Origin of the sequence: Marinobacter sp. CP1 (assembly GCF_001266795.1) — a bacterium.
GTDB classification, from domain to species: Bacteria; Pseudomonadota; Gammaproteobacteria; order Pseudomonadales; family Oleiphilaceae; genus Marinobacter; species Marinobacter flavimaris.
Genome location: NZ_CP011929.1, coordinates 2,677,016 through 2,697,943, shown reverse-complemented (window position 1 = coordinate 2,697,943; position 20,928 = coordinate 2,677,016). Strand labels below are relative to the sequence as shown.

The window sequence follows — 20,928 nt, the reverse complement described above, 5'->3', positions numbered from 1 at the left end:
GAGATTCCAAGTGTCGAGCAGACCGTCTAGGTGAGTAATTCTAATCAAATCTGGCGAGAAGATCGGAGCCCCGGAGATAGAGCCCCCGGGGCTGAGTAATCAGAATAGGTATGATCCACCAATGGATATTCCAGAAACTTCATACTCATCTTTATCGATGTATTGCATGTATTCTGCGTTCAAAACGACGTTGTCAGTCAAAGCCACATTGGCACCGACGCCGTAAGATAGGTCTGATTCGGATTCCGATGCCGAGACGCTGCCACCAGGGCCGGAGATCGTCGCAGTCAGTTCACCCTTCGTGAAGCCCAGTGCCACGTAGGGGTAGATTTGAGTTTCGTTGGGGATACCAAACAGGGCATATCCCCCGACGATGTAGTCCAGCTCAAGCTTCGCAGATATGGATCCGTTACTGGCTGTTTCGTCGGCAACACCAAAACCCGCGCGCAGCTCCGCTGAAACATACGGATTGATCTTAGCGCCGACTTTTCCGGACAGAGCACCCAAATCCAGTTCGTCATCCAGAGTGTCTTCGTCATAGGTGACGAAATTATAATTTGCTCCGACATATGCCTTCTGACCCATCTCTTCTGCTGTGACCAACCCTGAAATGGATGCCAGACAAAGTGCGCTTACCATGCTTAATGTTTTTCTCATTTTTGATCCTACTGCATTTCTATGAATTTAATCTCCACGATAACCTTACGCAAAGTGAGGCCGAGTTGGCCACTGCTTCATACTTAATTGCTAAGAGTATGTCCAGTTCATTCGCTTTGCGACCGTCCCGCATCCCAGGCAATACCTTAAACAAAAGCGAACATTCGCCTTGCTCTCAATTCACGCCCGTTCTCCTGGCTCAAACCTAAGAAATCCATCCTGTCTGGAGCAAACCAATTGGTCTAAAGCTGAGTTTCTGTGAGGGCTTTTGGTCGGCATAGGTGCCTGTAGAATTTATGGGCATATAATGAAAGCACCTCAAATCCGCAAAATGCTCGCGGTTTAATTTGCACGGTGCTGTGCACTTTTCACAAGGAATCCTTGTGGCTCATTGTTTTAGCGAAGAGCTTTTTCAGCCCCCTGGATTTTAATTGCAGAAATGTGCACAGATAAGCCGCGTGCAATCTTTTGACAGAGCCCGGGTTCGCAGAATAGTGGAAAGGCAGCTAGTATCCCTTTGAACTGGACTGAAAATTTGCACTGCGATTCAGATCTAGAATAAAGGAGCCGACTGGGTTTAGTGCGAATTCAGACAAAACAAGCTGTTAGGCAAGCGTGTATGCAGGATCAGCACGAAGCTCGACGAGAACAAGTAATCGAACGCTACCTCCAGGCAAGCTATGGTTTGTGGAACGCCCTTCTTACTGTGAATGGATTGATTCTCGCAGCGGCCACCTTGGTTTCTGCCGATGATCTTTCGAAGATCAAGGTCATTGTGGTCGTGCTTGCTCTACTATCAATTGCGTTGTTGACATATAACTATCTTGCAATGAAGAAGATGTATTTCCGTATCGGCAATGTAATGTCTGGGGATCCGGAAAAGCTCACTGATGAGCAGCGAGAAAAGGACATAAAACATTCTCTGTTGCAGTACCGGCTGTCGAATTTGTCAGAGAACAGCTGCTTAGTTCTGCTAGTAATTCAGGCAGCGCTTCTGGTGGTGAGCTTGGCCTACGGAGTCGCCTAACACACCTTGTCAGTTCGGTAAGTAGTTCATATTGTTACGAGGGGGGGAGGTAAATGGACACGAAAGGACGGATGAAAAGAGCCCTGAGTGCAGTTGAAGACGCAATTTCTGCTCTTCAGAGCGCGAGGAACCGGTCAGGTGAAGGAAGCTCAGATATCGATCGAGCTATCCGTGAATTGGATGATGCGGAATCAGACATTCGGCGAGCTATCCGGGAGCTGCCTGAGAGCTAGGCATAACAGATACGGGCAAGGGACGCTCCTTTCGTCGCGCCCCTGCTGTTTGCGTTATTTGATTACGACAGGCCAATGCCGAGGAAATAGGTATGAGAACATTGATCGTTGGACTGGTTCTCACGGCCACCGGGACATTTGCTTTCGGGCAAGGCCAAAATCCGGCATTCGAGGCGATATGCAAAGATGTGAATACGCATGGATATCGCGACGCAACAGATTTTCGTGAAGACCAATCGGGCGGAGTTTGGACGACAGCGGAAAAGTTTGGGTCTACGTGGAAATTCACGTTTACTCCTCCTGACCAAATCCGTATTGATGAAAAAATGGGTTATGTCCTTGCGCAAAATCCTGGATTAGTAATTGTTGTAGAAGCCCCCGGAAATAATGGAAATGCCGCGGGGGTTTGGACGTATGCAATACATATTGGAATGCAGAAAGTTGTTGGGTCTCAAGTCAACGCATACGGCGGCTATGGAGCGCCAAGAAGCGGAGTAAAGGCGCGGTCTACGAATTTCGACTGTAATTTCCAGCTAAAATAGGCATGTCCCATAACCATCGCAGGCACGGCGACGGCTTTACGTTGCGGCTTCGCCTCCATTCCAAAACCGCGCATACTGTCTGCATTATTGCCAAAACAGAATGTCCGCTTTGCGATCAGAGCTACGGGCGGCCAATTTATTGTGGCAATCTCCAGCTACAGTATGAGTATGGTGGTACGACCATTACTCACTTTTAAGCATCCCCGAGGAAGTTATCTGTATCTGTGCTCTCACTCGATCACATCGCTGGTCGTGAAATACCTCGGGTGAATCGCCGCTTGCGGCGAGAGGGCAGAGCCCTTGGAGCAAGCGCTCCTATTTTTACACACCAAATTACACACCGTGTAAAAATGAAAAATGCCCCAAAAGCCTTTGCTCATGGGGCATTCACTCACTCACCGACAGAAGTACACAAAATTCACTATATACTCCCTCGCGGTGGCTTTTTTTATGGTCCTTTTTTGTCTGTGCGGTCACTGGGTTACAATTGCGATCTTTGATTCTGTCCGGTCTGCGACCGGACCTGCACGGGGACACCATGAACGCCGACGATTACGCTTTCCGCTTTGGTGGCATCGAACGACTCTACGGGCGCCGGGCCCTGGAAGCCTTTCGTCACGCCAATATTGCTGTGGTCGGTCTTGGCGGGGTCGGGTCCTGGGCCGCTGAAGCCCTGGCCCGAAGTGGCGTTGGTACCATCACCCTGATCGACATGGACGATGTCTGTGTGTCCAACACCAACCGCCAGCTCCACGCCCTGGAAGGCCAGTACGGCCGTACCAAAACCGACGCCATGGCAGACCGGTTGCGGGCGATCAACCCGGAAGCCGACATTCGGGTGCATTTCGGCTTCCTGACCACGAAGAACGTCAGCGAGCTGATCACCGAAGACATGACCGGGGTGATCGACGCCATCGACAGCGTCAAAGCCAAGGCCGCCCTGATTGCCCACTGCCAGCGCCGGAAAATTCCTCTGGTCTGTGCCGGCGGCGCAGGCGGACAGATCGACCCCACTCAGATCCAGGTGGCAGACCTCAGCAAAACAACCCAGGACCCACTGCTGGCCAAGGTTCGAAACCTTCTGCGGCGGGAATATGGCTTTTCCCGGAATCCAAAGCGGCGCTTTGGCATTGAGGCCGTATACTCCCTCGAGCAGCTGACGTATCCTGCCGGAGACGGGGAAGTGTGCCTGCAGAAACCGGCCACCGACGGTCCGGTGCGCCTGGATTGCGCCTCCGGCTTTGGCGCCGCCAGCCCGGTGACCGCCAGCTTCGGTTTATTTGCGGCTTCCCGACTCCTGAACCGGATTGCCCGGCGCGCCAACCAATAGATCAACGGAACTGAAACCATTATGCCAGTCAGCACTGTCCTGCTTCTTGCCAGCATTGGCGTTTTATCATTGTTCTGCCAGTGGCTTGCCTGGCGCGTGCGTATGCCCGCCATCCTTTTCCTGTTGGCGGGTGGCATTGCCGCCGGGCCTGTTCTGGGTTTTCTGGCACCGGAAGTGGTGTTCGGCGATCTGCTGTTTCCGGTTATTTCCCTGGCCGTTGCCATCATCCTGTTTGAGGGCAGCCTGACCCTGCGCTACGAGGAGATACGGGGCCATGGCAAAATGGTCCGCAACCTCATTCCGGTCGGTTCTATCGTCACCTGCATCATCGGCACCCTGGCTGCCCGCTGGCTTCTGGATGTCTCCTGGGCAGTCGCCCTGCTGTTTGGCGCCATCTCGATTGTCACCGGCCCGACGGTTATCGCGCCGCTGCTGCGCTCCGTGCGACCCGATTCGAAACTGGCCAACATACTGCGCTGGGAAGGCATCATCATTGACCCCGTTGGCGCTCTGCTGGCGGTTCTGGTATTCGAGGGGATTGTCTCCTGGGGCCAGGGCAACGTGTTTGGCCACTCGTTGTATATCTTTGGAAAAACCCTGGCTGTGGGTTTTGTGATCGGTGCCGTGGCCGGGTATCTCAACGGCATCGTATTGCGCAAGCACTGGATTCCGCAGTACCTGCATAACGCTGGCACACTCACTTTCATGCTCGGCGTCTATGCCATTTCGAACGAACTGGCCCATGAGTCTGGCCTGCTGACCGTGACCATCATGGGCATCTGGATGGCCAACATGAAGCAGGTGCCTATAGAGAGCATCCTCGAGTTCAAGGAATCCCTGAGCGTTCTGCTGATATCCGCCCTGTTCATTATTCTGGCGGCGCGAGTTGAGTTTGCGGCGATTGCCGAATTGGGTTGGGGCCTGGTGGCTGTGCTGGCCCTGCTGATGCTGGTAGCCCGCCCCCTGAGTATTTTCCTGTCGGCCATCGGCACCAACCTGAACTTGCGGGAAAAGCTATTTCTGAGCTGGATCGCCCCCCGGGGCATCGTCGCGGCCGCGGTGTCAGCGCTGTTCGCTTTCCAGCTGCAGAAGTTGGGTTATGAGAGTGCCGGCGCCCTGGTACCCCTGGTGTTTATGCTGATTATCGCCACCGTTACTCTGCAGAGCCTCACCGCACGGCCGGTTGCCCGCCTATTGAAGGTCGCGGAACCAGCGGAATACGGCTTCCTGATCCTGGGCGCCAATCCGGTGGCCCGTATGATTGGCATGGCCCTGAAAAAGTATGAGGTGCCCGTGACCCTGGCGGACACCAACTGGGAAAACGTCCGTCAGGCCCGCATGGAGAACCTGCAGGTGTACTTCGGCAACCCGGTTTCCGAGCATGCATCGACCCATCTGGACCTGACAGGCATCGGTAAGCTGCTGGTGATCTCCCCGTACAAGCACATGAACTCACTGGCCACGTACCACTTCCTGGACTGGTTCGGAAACAAGTGCGTGTTCAGCCTGGCCGAAGGTGATCAGGACCAGAAGGCCCGGCATCAGACGGCTGAAAAAATACAGATGACCCGGGGCCTGTTCGATGGCGTCAGCTACGCCAAGCTGGCCAGTCTGGTGAGCCAGGGCTACACCGTAAAGACCACCCAGTTGAGTGAGGAATTCGGTTACGAGGAGTTCCTGAACAAATACCAGAACCAGGCCCTGGTGCTGTTCACGTTCGACAGCAAGGAACACGTCGCCCCGGTTTGCAGCATGAAAGACCTGAAACCGGAAAACGACTGGATCCTGATCAGCCTGGTACCGCCCCAGGCCCGCAAGGAGCGCAAGGAGAAAGAGGGAGGAGAACCATCGGCCAGCCAGGATCAACCGGCCGATCAGGAACCCTCATCGACAATCTAGCACCAGCTTGCCGCGCACGTGCCCGCCTTCCAGCAGTTCGTGGGCCTGCGCGACATCGTCCAGCGCGAACGCCTTTTCGATGTGCACCTTGACGTCGCCGTCCTCAATCAGCTCGGCAATCTCATCCAGGTGAAACACGTCGGGACGCACAGTCATGCCATGGGCGCGTAAACCCATTTCCTCGGCAGCACTGATGATTTCGTCGGCGGTAACCGTCGGGATGGTCACGAGGACTCCATGTTCGCCGAGGGTGTGCAGGGAGCGTTTGCCGGTATCACCCCCAACAAGGTCCAGTACCACGTCCAGACCATAGCACTCTTCGGCGATATCCGTGTTGCGGTAGTCAATCACCTCGTGGACCCCGAGTTCCGCCAGGAAATCCCGGTTACCGGCCGAGGCCGTTGCAATGACATGGGCACCGCGCTCCAATGCAAACTGCACCGCAAAATGGCCCACGCCACCGGCGCCGGCGTGGATCAGGATTTTCTGCCCCGACTCCAGTTTCGCCATCTCGAACAGAGCCTGCCATGCGGTCAGTGCCGCCAGGGGCAAGGCACCTGCAGACACCAGGTCCAGTTCTTCCGGCACGATAGCCAGTTCATCGGCCGCGGCCAGGGCATACTGCGCATAACCGCCACCGCCGGCCGGGAATCCGACCATGCCCATGACACGGTCACCGGGCGCAAGGGTGGTCACGTTGGCACCTACTCCGACAACCTCTCCGGCGACATCGTAACCGGGCGTCCACGGCAACGAATTCTCGATCTGCCGCGCCGCGAAACCAAGCCCCTTCCGGGTTTTCCAGTCGATCGGATTGAGCCCCGCACCGTGCACCCTGACGAGCACCTGATCGTCTCCGGGGACTGGCACATCGGCCGAGACCACTTGCAGGACGTCACGCTCACCAAAGCGATCGTAGATCACATGGCGCATCGTGGCTTCAGCGTTCTGATCGGCAGTATTTTCCATGAAGATCTCCGGACAACAGGTTAAACGGGATTGGCTTTGAACAAGATTAGCTGAAGTAAAGCACAAAAGACCTCGGGTGACCTACAGCCCTTTGCCTCCGGCTACCACAGCGGAACCGAGAATCTCGGCGAACTCTTTGGGCGCACGGGCAGGCCGCTGGCTTTTCAGATCAACACAGGCGTGAGTGGAAACGGCCCTGACCAAGGTTTTGCCATCCGAGGGACGAACGAGCTGGAACTGCCGTGCAGACCGGAACCGACCATCGTAATCGGTGAGCCAGGTCCCAAGAACCAGTTGATCGCCGGCGTTCGCCGAGGCCAGGTAATCGATTTCCGTTCGGGTAATGGCCATCGCCTTGCCGGTTTTCTCGTGCAATTCCCAGGTCATACCCAGGCTTTCTATGTGGGCCCAACTGACGTCTTCCAGCCACCGTACGTAAACAACGTTGTTGGCGTGCCCAAGCCGATCGGTATCCTCGGGCCGTACCGCTATCTCGATCGTGAAAGGCGCCGGCAGATCCCAGTCAATATCGTGTTGCTGCATCAGTTGCTGTCCCCCAGACCCGGAATGGCCTGCAACGGTAGCCGACCAATACGATCATTGTGAAGTGAACCAAAGTACAGGTTGCCATCGTGAGGATTCACCGAGGTGATTTCCTGCAAATGGGTCCCCCGAGTGTCGTGGAGACTGGTAATAACCTCACCGTCCCGGTCGAACGCAATCACAAGACCATATTCTTGTGGCGCAGGTTTCAGGCTGCTCGGGAGTTTAGCCACCAGATCCTTGAGCCAGGGCCGGGGGTGCATGGCGTCCATCCTCGAATCTCTAAGGGTAGGAAACGCCACCCAGTAGCGCCCCTGATCATCCACCGCGAGGTTATCGGGAAAACCGGGCAGATTGTCGGCAAAGACTTCCGCCTGGCCGGCTTTGGGCCCGTGAATCCAGTATCGAAGGATGCGGTATTTCCAGGTTTCGTTAACCAGCACGTAGTCGCCCTCCGGAGATACCGCAACACCATTGGCAAAATGCAGGTTGGCCAGGAGAACCTCGGCCTTGCCGGTTTTTGGAGAGTAGCGGAGCAGGCGGCCATGGGGACGCATTTCCAGAAGATCCAGCATGTATTCCGGCTGGTGGAACTTGGAGCTGGCGTCGGTGAAATAAATGCGCCCGTCATCGGCGATGTCGACGTCATCGGTGAAGCGGAACAGCGTTCCCTCCGCCTCGCGGGCCAATACGGTGATCTCGCCCTCAGGACTGATAGACAGCAGCCCCCGCCAGGAATCTGCAACGATGAGATTGCCCTGGCTGTCAAACACCATGCCCAGAGGCCGACCATCGGTGGACAACCAGTTTTCAACCCGGCCATCCGGGAACACCCGCACGATGAAGCCATCCTGGGTGCCGGTATAAAGCACGCCATCCTCGCTCACGGCTGTGTCCTCTGGGCCGTATACCTGGCCCCTGGCGATCAGGTCCGCAAGCCTCAGGCGCTCATTTGGCGCAACCTCACCGGTCAGCGGAGGTGGCGATGGCGGGTTCCAGGCTTTGCTGTCGACGGGCGACGGAGTCAGCAGGAAACTGCCAAGCAGCAGGAAGACAACCAGCAAACCCACCATCAGCCATTTCATACACTCTGCCCGCCTGTTGTTATGTCCATTCCGTATGTCAGCGATTGGCCCACCTTAGCAGACGGGCCGGTGAGCAGGAAAATGCCCTACGCAGGGCACCATCATTCATCGGCGCTGAGGAAACGGCGGCACAGGGCAGCAAAGGAGTCGGCTTTCTCAGCGTGCAGCCAGTGGCCGGTCCCCTGGATAATACGCAGCTGTGCCTGCGGGAACAGTCGCTGGATATCATCTCGGTGTTTTTCCTGGATGTAGGCCGAATCCGCGCCCTTCAGAAACAGCACAGGACCATCAAACGGGCCATCACCCTCCGGCGCCCTGGCCAGATGCTCATAGCAGGCATCGATAACCGGCAGATTGAGCCGCCACCGGAACATTGGCCCGCCCTCCTGCTGGTCTTCGCGGGGAATCCGTTCCAGGTTTTTCAGCAGGAACTGGCGAACACCCGGCTCTTCGACAAAATCTGCCATCAGCCTGTCTGCGTCCTGACGGGAACGCACACCGGTCAGATCCATGCTGGTCAACCCGTCCAGAATAGCATCGTGCCGGGGTTTGTAGTTTACCGGGGCAATGTCGGCCACGATCAGTTTTTCCACGCGCTCCGGAGCCTGGAGGGCAACCTGCATCGCCACCTTGCCACCCATGGAATGACCCAGCAGGCTCACCTTGTCCAGCGCCTGGGCGTCCATGTAGGCGATGACGTCGGCGGCCATGGCCGGATAGTCCATGGTATCCGTGTGGGGCGAACTCCCGTGGTTGCGCTCGTCCAGTGCGTGAATCTGCCACTGGTCTTCCAGACGGCGGGCGATACCCCCCAGGTTGTCCAGGGAGCCGAACAGCCCGTGCAGCAGTATCAGGGGCGGGCCTTCGCCGGTAATGCGGTGGTTCAGCGCAACAGTCATGGGCAGTCAGTCTCCGGATTGGTCTGCGTTCTCAGACCGGATACATTACCACTGCCAGTCTTGCGAGCAAGTGCCGGTATTAGCGGTCATTTTCCGTGGACGAAAAAAAGCCGGGCAAAGCCCGGCTTGAAGGTCATAGACGTGACGTCTGAAGGATCAGCAATAGAAGATGCTGTTCAGATACTCGGCAAGCTCAATCACGTTTTTACGCTCAAGCTCGGTATGAGGTACGAAAATTTCCTGTTCCATAAAACACCTCCTGATTGCTTTTCCATTGCTTCAACCTGATACGTTGATGCTATCGTTAAAGCCACGGGTAACCCTTGACAGGCCGTTGCACCCACTTGACATTTTGTATCAGTCATCATGACAGGTCGTTAACTATCAACGTGACATCTGCCCAATCAGACTCCACCAGCGCACCCCTGGTCGCTGCCTCCAGCACGCTGGCGCTGGTTCACTATCTGGAACGCCAGGGTGTTCTCAATGCGCCAAGGGTGGAACAGCTGACCGGGCTGGCCATGTCGGAGCTCACCGACCCGGACCGGCGCGTGCCCGCCGATGCCCATTACCGGCTGTGGGAACACGCCGAGCTGGTAACGGGCGATCCGGCTGTCGGGCTGCACGCCGGAAAAGTGGTGGATCCCGAGCGGATGGGACTGGTCGGGCATGTGTTTTTCAACTGTGACACCCTGGGTGAAGCCGTTACCCAGTACGTGCGCCTGCATCGGCTGATCAACGAGTCGGTATTCCTAAGCTTCGAACAGACCGCCGACCAGGCCATTCTCTGCTGGCAACCGGACATGGCCGAACATTACTGCCGGCAGGATATGGACCGGACCCTGGCTGCGGCCATCACCCGCACCCGCCACTTCATTCATCCGGGCATCCGGGCGGAATGGGTAGAGATCGCCCATCCGGCGCCGGTGTACGCCGACGAGTACGAAAAGCTTCTCGGTGGCCCGGTGCGGTTTGATTGCGGTATTACCCGGCTGGCGTTCAACAGCCGGCATCTGGGGCACCCGATACCACGCCGCAATCCCTACGTGTATTCGGCAGTACTGAAGCAGGTCAATACGCTGCTGGCGAGGCTTCAGAGCCGCCGCTCGTTCGGCCGCAGGATTCGCCGACTGATCTCGAAGCAGATGGCGACCGAAAGAATCGATGCCGACAGCCTTGCCCGGCAATGCCATATGAGCCGCCAGACGCTCTACCGCAAGCTCAAGAAGGAAGGCCTGAGCTTCCATGGCCTGGTTGAGCAGGTTCGCCAGGACAAGGCGCTCAGGTATGTTGCGGCCGACCAGTACGCTCTGGGTGAAATTGCTTTTCTGCTGGGTTTTTCAGAGCTCAGCGCCTTCAGCCGGGCGTTCAAGCGCTGGACCGGCACCTCACCGGCAGAGTACCGGGCAAGGCATCTGGCCACATCGGGGCCCTACGGCCACCAGGCAGATGAGGGAGCGCAATGATGGACGAGCTGTCTCTCGTTGCACTGGTGGTCGGGGCCGTTTACCTGGGCGCATTTGCCTGTATTTACCGTATTCTTCTGACCTATCGGACAACACAGGGTGCCATTGCCTGGGTCATTGCCCTGATCGGCCTGCCCTACCTGGCTGTGCCCATGTTCGTGCTGTTCGGGCGGCATCGGTTTGGCGGCTACGTGAAAGCCCGACGGCTTGGCGACGAATCCCTGACCAATCTGCTGAACCGGTTCGAGCAGCAAACAACCTCCATACCCATCCCCGCCAGCGAACGGTTCACCGACGAACTTCAGGTGCTCTGCCGACTGGGCCGGCAGCCGTTCACCGATGGCAACCGATGTACCCTGCTCAGGGACGGTGAGGCCACGTTCGAGGCCCTGTTCGAAGCCATGGAAGACGCCGAGCACTATATCCTGCTGGAATTCTACATCGTGCGGTCAGACCGGGTTGGCCGCCGGATCAAGTCAATTCTCGAGCGCAAACTGGCCCAGGGTGTGGAAGTCTGGTTTCTGTATGACGACATTGGCAGCGTCTGGCTGCCGCGCAAGTACCTGAACCAGCTCGCCGCCGCCGGCGCCCGCGTGGCCTCGTTCGGTAACGGCAACATCCGCCGGAGGCGGTTCCAGATCAATTTCCGGAACCACCGGAAACTGCTGGTCTGCGACGGCAAGATCGGCTTTGTGGGTGGCATCAACCTGGGAGACGAATACCTGGGCACTGCCATGGACCAGGAACCCTGGCGCGATACCCACTGCCGGATTGAGGGTCCGGCCGTCACCGGCCTGCAGCTGGCATGGCTGGAAGACTGGAACTGGGCCAGCAACGATTTTCCCAGCCTCGACTGGGCGCCGGTCGACAACCAGCCCGGCGACGACGAGGTGCTGATGCTGCCAACAGGACCCGCGGACAGCTGGGAAACCTGCACACTGTTTTTCCTCAATTGCATCAATAATGCCCGCACCCGGCTCTGGATCGCCTCGCCCTATTTTGTTCCGGATTTCCAGATCATGAACGCCCTTCAGTTGGCGGCGCTTCGGGGCGTGGACGTACGAATCCTGATTCCGGAGAAATCGGACAGCCGCCTGATTGGCCTGGCGGCTTACTCTTACCTCGTCCAGGCCTGCAAGACCGGCATCGGCATCTATCGCTACCAGCCTGGCTTCATGCATCAGAAAGTGATCCTGGTGGATGATCGATACGCGGCGGTGGGAACCGCCAACATGGACAACCGCTCGATGCGACTGAATTTCGAGATCACCGCCATAACCACCGCAAGGCATTTCATCCGGAGTGTGGAATCCATGCTGGAACACGATCTGGACAATTCCCGCCTGATGATCGAGAGCGACTACAAGGATCGGTCGATCCTGTTCCGCCTGTGTTGCCGGGCCGTCCGCCTGCTGGCGCCACTGCTATAGGCCATCCGCCCACTGGCTCCGGAATAGCCGATGTGCGACTATGCCAGGACGATTCAGCCAGTATGCAGTAGCGACAGATCACCATGAATGCCTTCAAGCCCAGAGAAACACTGACCGAACAGGTCGCACGCCACATCGAAAACCTGATTGCCTTTGGCCAGCTGCGCTCCGGTGAACGGATCTACGAGGGCGCCATGGCGAAACAGATGGACGTCAGTCATGGATCCATACGGGAGGGCTTGCTGCTGCTGGAGAAGCGGCATCTGGTCCGCAACGTACCCCGCAAAGGCGCGTTCGTGACTCCGCTGGATGAATACTTCGTTCGCAGCCTGTACGAGACTCTGGAGCTCTACCTCACCCACACCGGTCGCAAGCTGGTGCGTCACTGGCAGCCCGAGGACATGGCCCGGCTGGAGAGCCTGTATGAGCAGATGCAGGCCTGCTACAGGAAAAACGATCTTATGGCGTTTCTGGAGCTGGGCATTGAGTACACCAAGGCATCGCTGGCCTATGCCGACAACTACTTCATTGTCTCTGCCATTGATGACCTCTGGCCTTCGGCAAAGCGCTGTGCCTTCGTCGCCTTCCAGGAAGGAGGCAATCGTGTCATTGAGGACAACCTGTCCCACATGGAACAGTCAATCAGTGCCATCAAGGATCGGGATGAGGATCGCCTGGCAGACATCCTGCACCGCTATGCCCTGCAACAATGCCAGCAGGTTCTCACTGCCATTGAAAAGACCGGCAGCAGAACGGCCTGACGGCACTCAGTAAAAGAGCTGGGTGAACGAGAAACCAATGTTCAGGTAGGCCGTCCAGTTGTCTTCGTTGTTGTAGGCTGCGGCCACCTGAACCGGGCCGAGGAAGGTATCCACGCCGGCGAATACGCTGGACGATTTCACCGAACTGTCCCAGCTCGCCTCATCCAGAGAGGGCCAGGCATTACCCGCCTCGAACCCGGCGCCAACGAACCAGGGCAGCAGCGGGCCGCCAAAGGTCTGGCTGGCATAGGCTGAAACCATTAACGCGTTGTCTCCGGTAATCTCACCCGGCGCGTATGCCGATAGCCGGCGGAATCCACCCAGGCGGACGGCATTTTCAATTCCGGGAGTGCCCCGGGTTACCGCATGGCCGAAGACCAGTCCGGTCAGGGTCAGGCCTTTCCAGCTTCCGGTTCCCAGCGCCAGGCCGGTTACCGAATCGAACTCCCGGTCGGATCCCAGGCCCTCCCGTTCAAAACGTCCACGGAGGCCGGCAAAGCCACCGTCGCGAGGATAGAAAGTATCGTCCAGAGAGTCGTGTACCAGTTGCACGGCCAGCCCACCCTGGTGCACCGACCCCTCCGGCGCTACCGGTTGCCCGATCTGCTCGTCAACCGTCGCATAGCCCCGCGCATAGATCAGGCGAACTTCGGCATTGCCGCCGATTTCCATGCCCAGTGCCAGATCCGCTTTCCGGAAGGTCACATCCACCTCCGTAACGCGGGTTCCGGCGGCATCAAACAGGCTGAAGGTATCCCGGGAGTACTCGCCACCGAGCACCAGAAAACGCTCATAGCCGTAATCCAGCGGCTGATACCACTGGCTGCGAACCCAGGGCTCGGTGCCCAGCTGAACACCGGTCTGCCACTCCCCGCCCAGGGCATTGAGCTCGGTCATTCGAAGGGAAGAGGCAAGATTGAACCGGGTTTCCCCGTCAAAGTTATCCTCATAACTCAAACCGAAAGACAGGTAGTTCGGCCCCCAGCTCTTCTCCTGGACGCGGATGGTCAGAACGGTTCCCTCGGGCAAAGACGAGGTCGAATAGGACACAATCTCGTAATAGCCAAGCCCGTAGATCCGTTTGAGGTCGGCTTCCAGGCGGGCGGTGTCCAGTGGCTCTCCGATTCTCTGCCGGATTCGTTCCTTGAGGAAGTCCCGGGCCAACCGACGACTGTCTTCGATCTCGATGCGTGACACGATACGCGCACCCGCGTCCTGCGCTGACACGCTGTCGCGCCAATCGGCCCAGGCCTTGCGGGATAATGCCAACGGACGCAGTTCGACGCCGTGTTCCCGGGCCGAGCTGGCGCCCAGCTCAAACAGAACCGGCGCATCGTAAAAATCAGCGGAGGTGTAGCCTTCGAGGTCGGGGCGGATCAGAACATCGTCTTCGGCGAGCAGATCCAGCTGCTGGTCGGTGTTCCGACGGGTCATGATGGTTGTGAGTTGACCGACAACGGAAAACGCGCCCCGCAGCTCGTCGGTTTCCATCAGACTGTCGGTAATATCCACTGCGATGATGATGTCGGCGCCCAAATCCCTGGCAACGCTGATGGGCAGGTTGTTGGCGACGCCCCCATCCACCAGCAACTGGCCATCACGTTCCACCGGCGCGTATACCCCGGGAATACTCATGCTGGCACGGATGGCCTCGGACAGGTTACCGTCACCGATGACCACCTGCTCACCGGTCTCGAGATCGGTGGCAACCGCCCTGAAGGGAATGGGGAGCCGGTCGAAGTCTTCAACCAGGGCGGCGTTGTGGGTCAGCTCGTTGAGGATAAAACCTAGATTCTGCCCGGCAATCAGCCCGCCGCCGACACGCAGGCCATCGGCGCGAACACCGATGCCCGGGACCACCGGAAACCGCCAGTCATCCTGCTTGCGCCGAACCGGCTTGTAGACCCGGCCGGGATCGTCGCGAAAGCTGGAAAGCCAGTCCATCTCGATAAAGCGCTGCTCGATGTCACTGACCGGCATACCACTGGCATACAGGGCACCGACTGCGGAACCCGCGCTGGTGCCCACCACCAGATCAACAGGAACCCGCATTTCCTCCAGAACCCGCAGCACGCCAACATGGGCCATACCCTTGGCGCCGCCGCCACTCAGAACCAGCCCTACCTTGGGACGCTCCTCAGCCGAAGCCAGTGGTGCCAAGAGAATCATGATGACGGCGATCAGTCGAGGGGCATTCCGGCCCCAGGGGTTGCACTGGCTCACAATTGGGTTATTTCCGCTCGGAGGAGTCGTCCGCCAGTGACAGGTGGGATACGTCAGGTATCATCGGCGGCGGCAGGTCACGCTCGACACCCAGATCACTGCCAGCCGGAGCAAGGCTCCACTCGTCCAGATGCTGAAACATCGGTGGCTCCACTTCGGTCTTCTCTGTCAGGTTGACCCCGACCGGATCCAGACTCAGACCGGAGCCGGAAAGTATCGTATCCACCTTCTCGCCCGCCACCGGCAAACGATCGCCAGGCTCGGTTTCAGGAACCCCACGGCGCTGCCCTTCCGCCGGCGGGGCAGAGGGCGCCGGCTGCGGACGGGGCTGACTTGCGGGGGCCGACGGGGCTGGCTGTGGTGCCGCACTGGCAGCAGGCCGGGCGTCAGCCATCGGCTGGACATAAGCTACCATGCCGTGCTTTTTCAACACCGCCCGGTATTTTTCAGCCTGAACCTCTTCCAGCTTGTTGCGAATAACCACCGGCTGACCACTGAACATGCGATCAACCTGATCAAGAGACGCCTTGAACAGGGTTCTGGCATTGTTGCGCGCCGTTTCCAGATCCGTTCCGGGAACGCATTCCCCTTTAAAGACAAGCTGAAACATGCGTTTTCCTCTCTAAGTCCGTCTTACCCACATCATAGTTGATCGTGCACCGGACCGGGAGCCCGAAAGCCCGGTCGTCACTGTATCGAGACTGCAAACAATTGAAAAATTAATGTCACATATCACGCAAAATGCGACAGACTCTGCAATAATCAACGGTAACCAAACTTTACACTTGGTTACAGATTAACCGGAATGTCACCAGGGAGTGGCCTCCAATGACGATCACACGCTCACTTCGCCTCGCTGCCACAGCCCTTTTGCTGTCGGCACCGCTTGTTCATGCCGAAAATCTTGATGTACTCATGAGCCAGGTGTTTCCGGAAGCCCAGGCGACCTATATCGGGTACGAGAGCGTTGAACGACAGGATATCCCCGCCAGCGCGGCGGTCGAGCGCAAATACCTGATTGTGGATTTCCGCCTGGCTTCTAACGACATGGCCTCTGAACAGCTTCAGGCCAGCGTGCACAAGGTCTGCATGACTCTGCTGAAAGACCGCGACCTGATCCGCCAACTCTCGGATTCCGGTTACGACATGGTCTCGGTCGCTTTCGACCGTCGCTCGCAGTTCGATTGTCTGTAACCCACCCGGCTCTTACTCTTCGCGGCCGAGCAACTTCGGGAAAGCCTCAAGAGCACTGTTGACCGCGTCCAGGTTGAATGCCTCGACATCCGCAAGCAGCTTCTCCCCGTAACGGGTAACGGAACGTGACCGGAATCGCTGGCCCCAGGCCAGCACCCGGCGTGCAAAGTCTTTCATCTGCTCCGGATCGCCACTCTCTCTCACAGCTTCCCACTCGTCACCGAAATCCGCCGCGAGCTGTTCCCTGAGCCAGCCCCGCTCCTGCATGCTGAGAGTCTGGGCCAGCAGCCGGTCGGATTCCTTGGGAACGCCCTCGTCTTCCGCCTGTTCCACCGTCGCCTCAACCCGGGGCAAGGTCACCGTAAAGACCGAACCGGAACCTTGCTCACTCTCAACTTCCAGCTCACCGCCCATCATACGGGCCAGCTTCCGGCTGATGGCCAACCCGAGACCGGTTCCACCATAGCGCCGCGTATTCTGCCCCTCCTGCTGCTCAAAGGCATCGAAAATACGCTCCACCTGATCCGGCGGGATACCGATACCGCTATCGCTGACCGTGACGATCAACTTGTAATACTGGCGTTCCGGCGCTTCCGGGTTCTGTTCCGCTTCTGCCGACCGCTTCTTGAGCGGCTTCGCGGTTGCCCGAACTGTGACACCACCGTCGTGGGTGAACTTGATGGCGTTGCCGACCAGGTTGAACAGAACCTGCCGAAGACGGGTTTCATCCAGCATCATGGCGCCGGGCATTCGCGAGTCGACACTCACTTCCAGGGTTATGCCCTGCTCCCGGGCCCGCAGATCGAAAATGTGGCGAACATCATCCAGGAGACGACGGACCGATACGGCGGAATAGTCCAACCGCATTTTCCCCGCCTCGATTCGGGACAGGTCCAGAATGTCGTTGATCAGCATCAGCAGACTTCGACTTCCCGCCCGGATGGCGTCCAGGTAATTGCGCTGCTGCGGGTCGGTAACACTGTTGCTGAGCAGATCGCTATAGCCGATCACCGCGTTCATCGGCGTTCGTATTTCGTGGGACATATTGGCCAGGAACTCACTCTTGGCCAGGCTGGCGGCCTCCGCCTCCCGGGCCAACCTCTCGGCTTCGAGCTTGGCGGCCCGCAACTCGTCTTCGCTCCGGCGCAGGGCATTCTCCGACCGGATACGCTCATCCACCTCCCGCGACAACTTGCGGTTCCAGTACAGAAAGATCAGCACGACCAGGATGGCGATCAGCACCACCCGCCGCACTACGGTGTAATCGGTCTCCTGCTCGATATCCAGATGAATCCACCTGTTGTAGATGGATTCTGTCTCGCTGGCTTCGAGGCTGCCCAGCGCCTTGTTCAGCACCCGGTGCAGCTCAGGGTTGTCCTTGCGTACGGCCAGTCGCAGGTCGTACTGGTAGGGAGTAATGCTGGTAATCCTTAGGTTCGACAGTCCCAGCCGGGCGACTGTGTAACTGACCGCCGGAATATGGGTAACCATGACATCCAGGTCGCCGTTGGATAGTGCCAGAAGCCCCTCCTCCACCGTATCCATCGGGTAAAGATCCAGGTTCGGATGATTGATCAACAGGTAATCGTGGGCCGCATGCCGGTTCACCACACCCACCCGTTCCGTGCGGAGTTCCCGGAGATCGCCGATAAAGCGACCGTCGTCCCGGATGGCAAGGGCGATGGGCACGGTCAGATAGGCCCGGGTAAACAGAAATGCCTCTTCGGTGCGCGGCGTCCGGGACAACCCGGGAAGAATATCCACCTCGCCCGAACGCAGCTTTTCTTCAGCATCCATGCGGCTTCCAGCGACAGTGCGCGTAAACCGCACGTTCAGCTCGGTTTCCAGCCGGGTCAGCAAATCTGGAACCAGGCCGGTGGGCCGGCCGTCCTGGGTGTATTCAAACGGCGGCCAGTCCGCGCGAAACGCGACTTTCAGATCCGGATGCTGTTTGAGCCACTCCATATCCGATCCGGACAATTCCAGGCCACTTCGTTCAAGGGACGGCTGATCGGCCTGCAGCCATGACTGGCGGATGGTGCGGTGTTCGTTATGGCCGATTGCGGCAATGGCCTTGTTCAGCACCTGGTAAAGCAGGTCCCGATCGGTATCCACCCGCAACACCACATCTACCGGGCTGTTATCGAGCAGTACCGACAGACCGATCCCATTCACCATCGCCGACTGGAGGTAATCGGACACCACGGGCACCGGCGCCAGAAACGCATCGGCCTGCCCCGAAAGAATCTGGCCGACGGCTTCGCTGACGTTGCTGACCGGCACCGGCGTAAACTCCTCGACGGGGTCCAGCATGGGATACTGGTTGGGGTCACCGGCAATAACCGCAATCCGGCTGCCCTCAAGATCGGCAAGGGTCCGGATAGCCGCATCGCCGGCGCTGACGAACACGCCATAGGTAAGAGACATCAGGGGATCGGTGAAACGCTTGCCGGGCACCACCGGCATCCCCGGCATTCTTGTGGTCAGAACCGCATCGGTTGCCAGCTCACTCCTGACCGGGCCGCTATCCTGCCCGGTCTCGAGGACGATTGGCTCCATGGCGACGCCCAGTTTGTCGGAGAGCCGGGCAAGGTAGTCAATGTAGGTGCCCGCAAGCACGCCATTGCCGGTATCGAAAACCAGCGGCACCTGATCGCTGCGGAGACCGATACGAAACCGGTCCTGCCCTTCCAGCCAGGTCAGTTCCTCTTTGCCTAGCACGGGGGCCGGCGATGCTTGCGGCGGTTCCGCCCGCAGGGGGGATTGAAACAGCGCCAACAGGCAGCATAGTAGAAAGGCAAGGGTAACCTTCACTGGATATCCTTAAGGGTTCCGCTACATTTCAGGGAACAATACCTGCAAACGCCATTGATTTCATTCAGGCAAACGGCCAACGGGAGACGAATGTCCATGGACACCAGCAAACACACCCTCAGTACTCTGTTCGAGCAACTAGGCCTGGCGTCCGACGCCAAAAGCATTGAGGATTTTGTCGCCAGGTACTCGCCCCTGCCGAGCGAAGTTGCCATCCAGGATGCTCCCATCTGGTCCGAAAGCCAGTCTCACTTCCTGGAAGAAGGCCTGGAGGAAGACAGCGACTGGGCGGAGGTGATCGACGAGCTGGACGCAATGATGCGTCACTGAACGTCGGCACTATCGCTGATCATCACCTGGTCCCGGCCGGCGTCCTTGGCCTGATAGAGGGCCCGGTCGGCCCGGTCAAACACCGACTCCTCGGTGTCGCCGGCAATGAATCCCGCGAGGCCGGCTGAGAAGGTCACAGTCACCGGCTCGCCGCGGAAGTGGAACGGCAGCTTGCCGACATGTTCCCGCAACTTGTCCACCACTGCTCGCGCGTCTGAAGGTTCGGTTTCCGGGAACAACACCACGAATTCCTCGCCGCCAAAACGAGCCACAAAATCCGTGGTGCGCAAGCGATCCCTGAATTCCCTCGCAACCAGCTGCAGCACCCTGTCGCCGGCCTTGTGACCATAGGAGTCGTTGATCCGTTTGAAAAGATCGATATCCAGCACACCGATGGTCAACGGATGGCTGTAGCGTTGCCAGCGGTTGTACTCGAATGACAGTCGCTCCTGCCAGGCTTCACGATTGGGCAACTCGGTAAGCAGGTCAGTCATGGCCCGGAGCCGCTCCTTACGGACCTGTTCCTGCATCTGCTCGGAGTGGGCCTCCATGGCCGCCACTTTCTCCTGCATGGCCTCAAGCTGCTCGGAGAGCGCACGCTCGCGCTCGGATTCCTGGGTACGGAAACGGCCTACCGCCTGACCAATGGACTCAAGATGACGACTGACCGACTGTTTTAGGTCCTGAAGGTCATCGCTCTCCTGCAAACGTTGCCCAACCCGCTCAATTTCCTCGCGGATCTCCCGATCAAGGTGCTCTGAGGCATCCAATCGGCCGGACTGGGCCGAAGACTGGGCCGAGAAGTGTTCCCTCAACAGCTCCAGACGTTCATCGAGACGCTTGAGAAAGGCTTCGAACTCGCGCTTGCTCCGGGTAACCGCAGCGATGACCAGCTCAGCCACATGGTTCAGGCCTTCGCGCAATTCATCCCAGTCGTTACTGGCCAGGAGAGATTGCTGCAACGCCCGGGCCCGGGCCTCGGCGGCAGGCTCAAGGGAGACCTGGGTAAGCATCTGACCCAACAGCTGGCCCACACGGCGGGCAATGCGCAACCGCTGAACGTTGTCCTCGACATCCTGGTCATTGCCCGGGAGGGACTCCGGCTGCTCGCTGCTTTCCGGTAAAGGTTCCGCGCTGACCTGTTGCTGCTGTTGCTGGGGCTCTTGCTCTGGTTCTCGCGCCAGACGGGAGAAAAAGGAAGGCTTCCTGTCGTTGGCCGACTGGCGCTCATCGAGCAGGGCGACCTGGCGATCAATCTGATCCTGCAAGTCCTTCCAGGCGTCCACATCTACCCGGTTTTTCCGCAGGTCCTTCCGGATGCGAGCCAGTAACCGATCCAGCTCCGGGGTCTGGCCTTCGGAGGCGAGACTGGTGCGCACCAGCATGCGTTCAAGGGTATTCCGCTCCGCCTTCCACTGCTTTTCCCGATTGTCTGCAGACTCGAGTTCCTGAAGGTATTTTTCCTTCCAGGACTGATCCGATGCCATGGAGCGCTCCCGCCTATCCTTGCTGTACTGTTGATGTGT

At 58.2% G+C, this 20,928-nt stretch carries 18 protein-coding genes; 9 read left to right on the top strand and 9 right to left on the bottom strand.

Features of this window, described 5'->3' with window-relative positions:
• Positions 1-99: 99 nt before the first annotated feature.
• Positions 100-657 carry a porin family protein gene (locus ACP86_RS12435; protein ID WP_082220562.1) on the bottom strand — a complete coding sequence of 186 codons (558 nt, stop codon included), beginning with the start codon at positions 655-657 and terminating at the stop codon, positions 100-102.
• A 619-nt stretch (positions 658-1,276) separates the two neighbouring features.
• Between ACP86_RS12435 and ACP86_RS12430 the strand changes: the two genes are divergently transcribed.
• The 4 genes from ACP86_RS12430 to ACP86_RS12415 all read left to right on the top strand — a co-directional run bounded on the left by ACP86_RS12430 (position 1,277) and on the right by ACP86_RS12415 (position 5,688).
• Positions 1,277-1,684, top strand: coding sequence for a hypothetical protein (locus tag ACP86_RS12430; protein ID WP_144422722.1), 408 nt, complete (start codon positions 1,277-1,279; stop codon positions 1,682-1,684).
• Positions 1,685-2,009: 325 nt separating this feature from the next.
• Positions 2,010-2,459 carry a hypothetical protein gene (locus ACP86_RS12425; protein ID WP_053114178.1) on the top strand — a complete coding sequence of 150 codons (450 nt, stop codon included), beginning with the start codon at positions 2,010-2,012 and terminating at the stop codon, positions 2,457-2,459.
• Positions 2,460-2,997: 538 nt separating this feature from the next.
• On the top strand, positions 2,998-3,789 hold the full coding sequence (gene tcdA, locus ACP86_RS12420) for a tRNA cyclic N6-threonylcarbamoyladenosine(37) synthase TcdA (protein ID WP_169702126.1): 792 nt from the start codon (positions 2,998-3,000) through the stop codon (positions 3,787-3,789).
• A 21-nt stretch (positions 3,790-3,810) separates the two neighbouring features.
• Entirely contained in the window at positions 3,811-5,688 is a 1,878-nt protein-coding gene (locus tag ACP86_RS12415; protein ID WP_053114176.1) for a cation:proton antiporter, read from the top strand.
• Here the strand turns inward: ACP86_RS12415 and ACP86_RS12410 are convergent.
• From ACP86_RS12410 to ACP86_RS12395, 4 genes are all read right to left on the bottom strand, one after another.
• Positions 5,674-6,657, bottom strand: a complete 984-nt coding sequence (locus ACP86_RS12410; protein WP_008173247.1) for an NADP-dependent oxidoreductase — start codon at positions 6,655-6,657, stop codon at positions 5,674-5,676. The two genes, ACP86_RS12415 and ACP86_RS12410, sit on opposite strands and share 15 nt — an antisense overlap.
• A gap of 81 nt (positions 6,658-6,738) precedes the next feature.
• Positions 6,739-7,200 carry an acyl-CoA thioesterase gene (locus ACP86_RS12405; RefSeq protein ID WP_053114174.1) on the bottom strand — a complete coding sequence of 154 codons (462 nt, stop codon included), beginning with the start codon at positions 7,198-7,200 and terminating at the stop codon, positions 6,739-6,741.
• Positions 7,200-8,285: an SMP-30/gluconolactonase/LRE family protein gene (locus tag ACP86_RS12400; RefSeq protein ID WP_053114172.1), complete on the bottom strand. Its 1,086-nt coding sequence runs from the start codon at positions 8,283-8,285 to the stop codon at positions 7,200-7,202. Before ACP86_RS12400 ends, ACP86_RS12405 begins: the two co-directional genes overlap by 1 nt.
• A gap of 101 nt (positions 8,286-8,386) precedes the next feature.
• Positions 8,387-9,184 (bottom strand): alpha/beta fold hydrolase, encoded by a 798-nt coding sequence (locus ACP86_RS12395; protein ID WP_008173240.1) that lies wholly within the window; start codon positions 9,182-9,184, stop codon positions 8,387-8,389.
• 389 nt (positions 9,185-9,573) lie between these two features.
• Here ACP86_RS12395 and ACP86_RS12390 point away from each other — a divergent pair, with 389 nt between their 5' ends.
• From ACP86_RS12390 to ACP86_RS12380, 3 genes are all read left to right on the top strand, one after another.
• The gene (locus ACP86_RS12390; RefSeq protein ID WP_008173236.1) at positions 9,574-10,650 is read left to right on the top strand and encodes an AraC family transcriptional regulator; all 1,077 of its coding nucleotides are present in this window, start codon (positions 9,574-9,576) and stop codon (positions 10,648-10,650) included.
• Positions 10,650-12,080: a cardiolipin synthase gene (gene cls / locus ACP86_RS12385; protein ID WP_014575864.1), complete on the top strand. Its 1,431-nt coding sequence runs from the start codon at positions 10,650-10,652 to the stop codon at positions 12,078-12,080. Before ACP86_RS12390 ends, cls begins: the two co-directional genes overlap by 1 nt.
• An 83-nt stretch (positions 12,081-12,163) precedes the next feature.
• On the top strand, positions 12,164-12,841 hold the full coding sequence (locus ACP86_RS12380) for a GntR family transcriptional regulator (protein ID WP_008173234.1): 678 nt from the start codon (positions 12,164-12,166) through the stop codon (positions 12,839-12,841).
• A gap of 6 nt (positions 12,842-12,847) precedes the next feature.
• Here the strand turns inward: ACP86_RS12380 and ACP86_RS12375 are convergent, their stop codons facing one another.
• Positions 12,848-15,064: a patatin-like phospholipase family protein gene (locus tag ACP86_RS12375; protein WP_053114170.1), complete on the bottom strand. Its 2,217-nt coding sequence runs from the start codon at positions 15,062-15,064 to the stop codon at positions 12,848-12,850.
• 7 nt (positions 15,065-15,071) lie between these two features.
• Complete coding sequence (locus ACP86_RS12370) at positions 15,072-15,674, bottom strand: hypothetical protein (protein ID WP_008173230.1); 603 nt, start codon at positions 15,672-15,674, stop codon at positions 15,072-15,074.
• 218 nt (positions 15,675-15,892) lie between these two features.
• Between ACP86_RS12370 and ACP86_RS12365 the strand changes: the two genes are divergently transcribed.
• Entirely contained in the window at positions 15,893-16,258 is a 366-nt protein-coding gene (locus ACP86_RS12365; protein ID WP_008173227.1) for a hypothetical protein, read from the top strand.
• A 12-nt stretch (positions 16,259-16,270) separates the two neighbouring features.
• Here the strand turns inward: ACP86_RS12365 and ACP86_RS12360 are convergent, their stop codons facing one another.
• Positions 16,271-19,072: an ATP-binding protein gene (locus ACP86_RS12360; RefSeq protein ID WP_008173225.1), complete on the bottom strand. Its 2,802-nt coding sequence runs from the start codon at positions 19,070-19,072 to the stop codon at positions 16,271-16,273.
• 96 nt (positions 19,073-19,168) lie between these two features.
• On the opposite strand from ACP86_RS12360, the gene ACP86_RS12355 reads away from it, so the two are divergent.
• On the top strand, positions 19,169-19,402 hold the full coding sequence (locus tag ACP86_RS12355; protein WP_008173223.1) for a DUF2789 domain-containing protein: 234 nt from the start codon (positions 19,169-19,171) through the stop codon (positions 19,400-19,402).
• Here the strand turns inward: ACP86_RS12355 and ACP86_RS12350 are convergent.
• Positions 19,396-20,889: a GGDEF domain-containing protein gene (locus ACP86_RS12350; RefSeq protein ID WP_053114168.1), complete on the bottom strand. Its 1,494-nt coding sequence runs from the start codon at positions 20,887-20,889 to the stop codon at positions 19,396-19,398. The genes ACP86_RS12355 and ACP86_RS12350 overlap by 7 nt on opposite strands.
• Between the last annotated feature and the right edge of the window lie 39 nt (positions 20,890-20,928).

Bases quoted from the DNA above. Each gene is read 5' to 3' on its own strand.
- ACP86_RS12430 (WP_144422722.1), top strand. From the start codon at position 1,277: ATGCAGGATCAGCACGAAGCTCGACGAGAACAAGTAATCGAACGCTAC.
- cls (WP_014575864.1), top strand. From the start codon at position 10,650: ATGGACGAGCTGTCTCTCGTTGCACTGGTGGTCGGGGCCGTTTACCTG.
- ACP86_RS12400 (WP_053114172.1), bottom strand. From the start codon at position 8,285: ATGAAATGGCTGATGGTGGGTTTGCTGGTTGTCTTCCTGCTGCTTGGC.
- tcdA (WP_169702126.1), top strand. From the start codon at position 2,998: ATGAACGCCGACGATTACGCTTTCCGCTTTGGTGGCATCGAACGACTC.
- ACP86_RS12405 (WP_053114174.1), bottom strand. From the start codon at position 7,200: ATGCAGCAACACGATATTGACTGGGATCTGCCGGCGCCTTTCACGATC.
- ACP86_RS12395 (WP_008173240.1), bottom strand. From the start codon at position 9,184: ATGACTGTTGCGCTGAACCACCGCATTACCGGCGAAGGCCCGCCCCTG.
- ACP86_RS12435 (WP_082220562.1), bottom strand. From the start codon at position 657: ATGAGAAAAACATTAAGCATGGTAAGCGCACTTTGTCTGGCATCCATT.
- ACP86_RS12365 (WP_008173227.1), top strand. From the start codon at position 15,893: ATGACGATCACACGCTCACTTCGCCTCGCTGCCACAGCCCTTTTGCTG.
- ACP86_RS12380 (WP_008173234.1), top strand. From the start codon at position 12,164: ATGAATGCCTTCAAGCCCAGAGAAACACTGACCGAACAGGTCGCACGC.
- ACP86_RS12425 (WP_053114178.1), top strand. From the start codon at position 2,010: ATGAGAACATTGATCGTTGGACTGGTTCTCACGGCCACCGGGACATTT.
- ACP86_RS12415 (WP_053114176.1), top strand. From the start codon at position 3,811: ATGCCAGTCAGCACTGTCCTGCTTCTTGCCAGCATTGGCGTTTTATCA.
- ACP86_RS12355 (WP_008173223.1), top strand. From the start codon at position 19,169: ATGGACACCAGCAAACACACCCTCAGTACTCTGTTCGAGCAACTAGGC.
- ACP86_RS12370 (WP_008173230.1), bottom strand. From the start codon at position 15,674: ATGTTTCAGCTTGTCTTTAAAGGGGAATGCGTTCCCGGAACGGATCTG.
- ACP86_RS12410 (WP_008173247.1), bottom strand. From the start codon at position 6,657: ATGGAAAATACTGCCGATCAGAACGCTGAAGCCACGATGCGCCATGTG.
- ACP86_RS12350 (WP_053114168.1), bottom strand. From the start codon at position 20,889: ATGGCATCGGATCAGTCCTGGAAGGAAAAATACCTTCAGGAACTCGAG.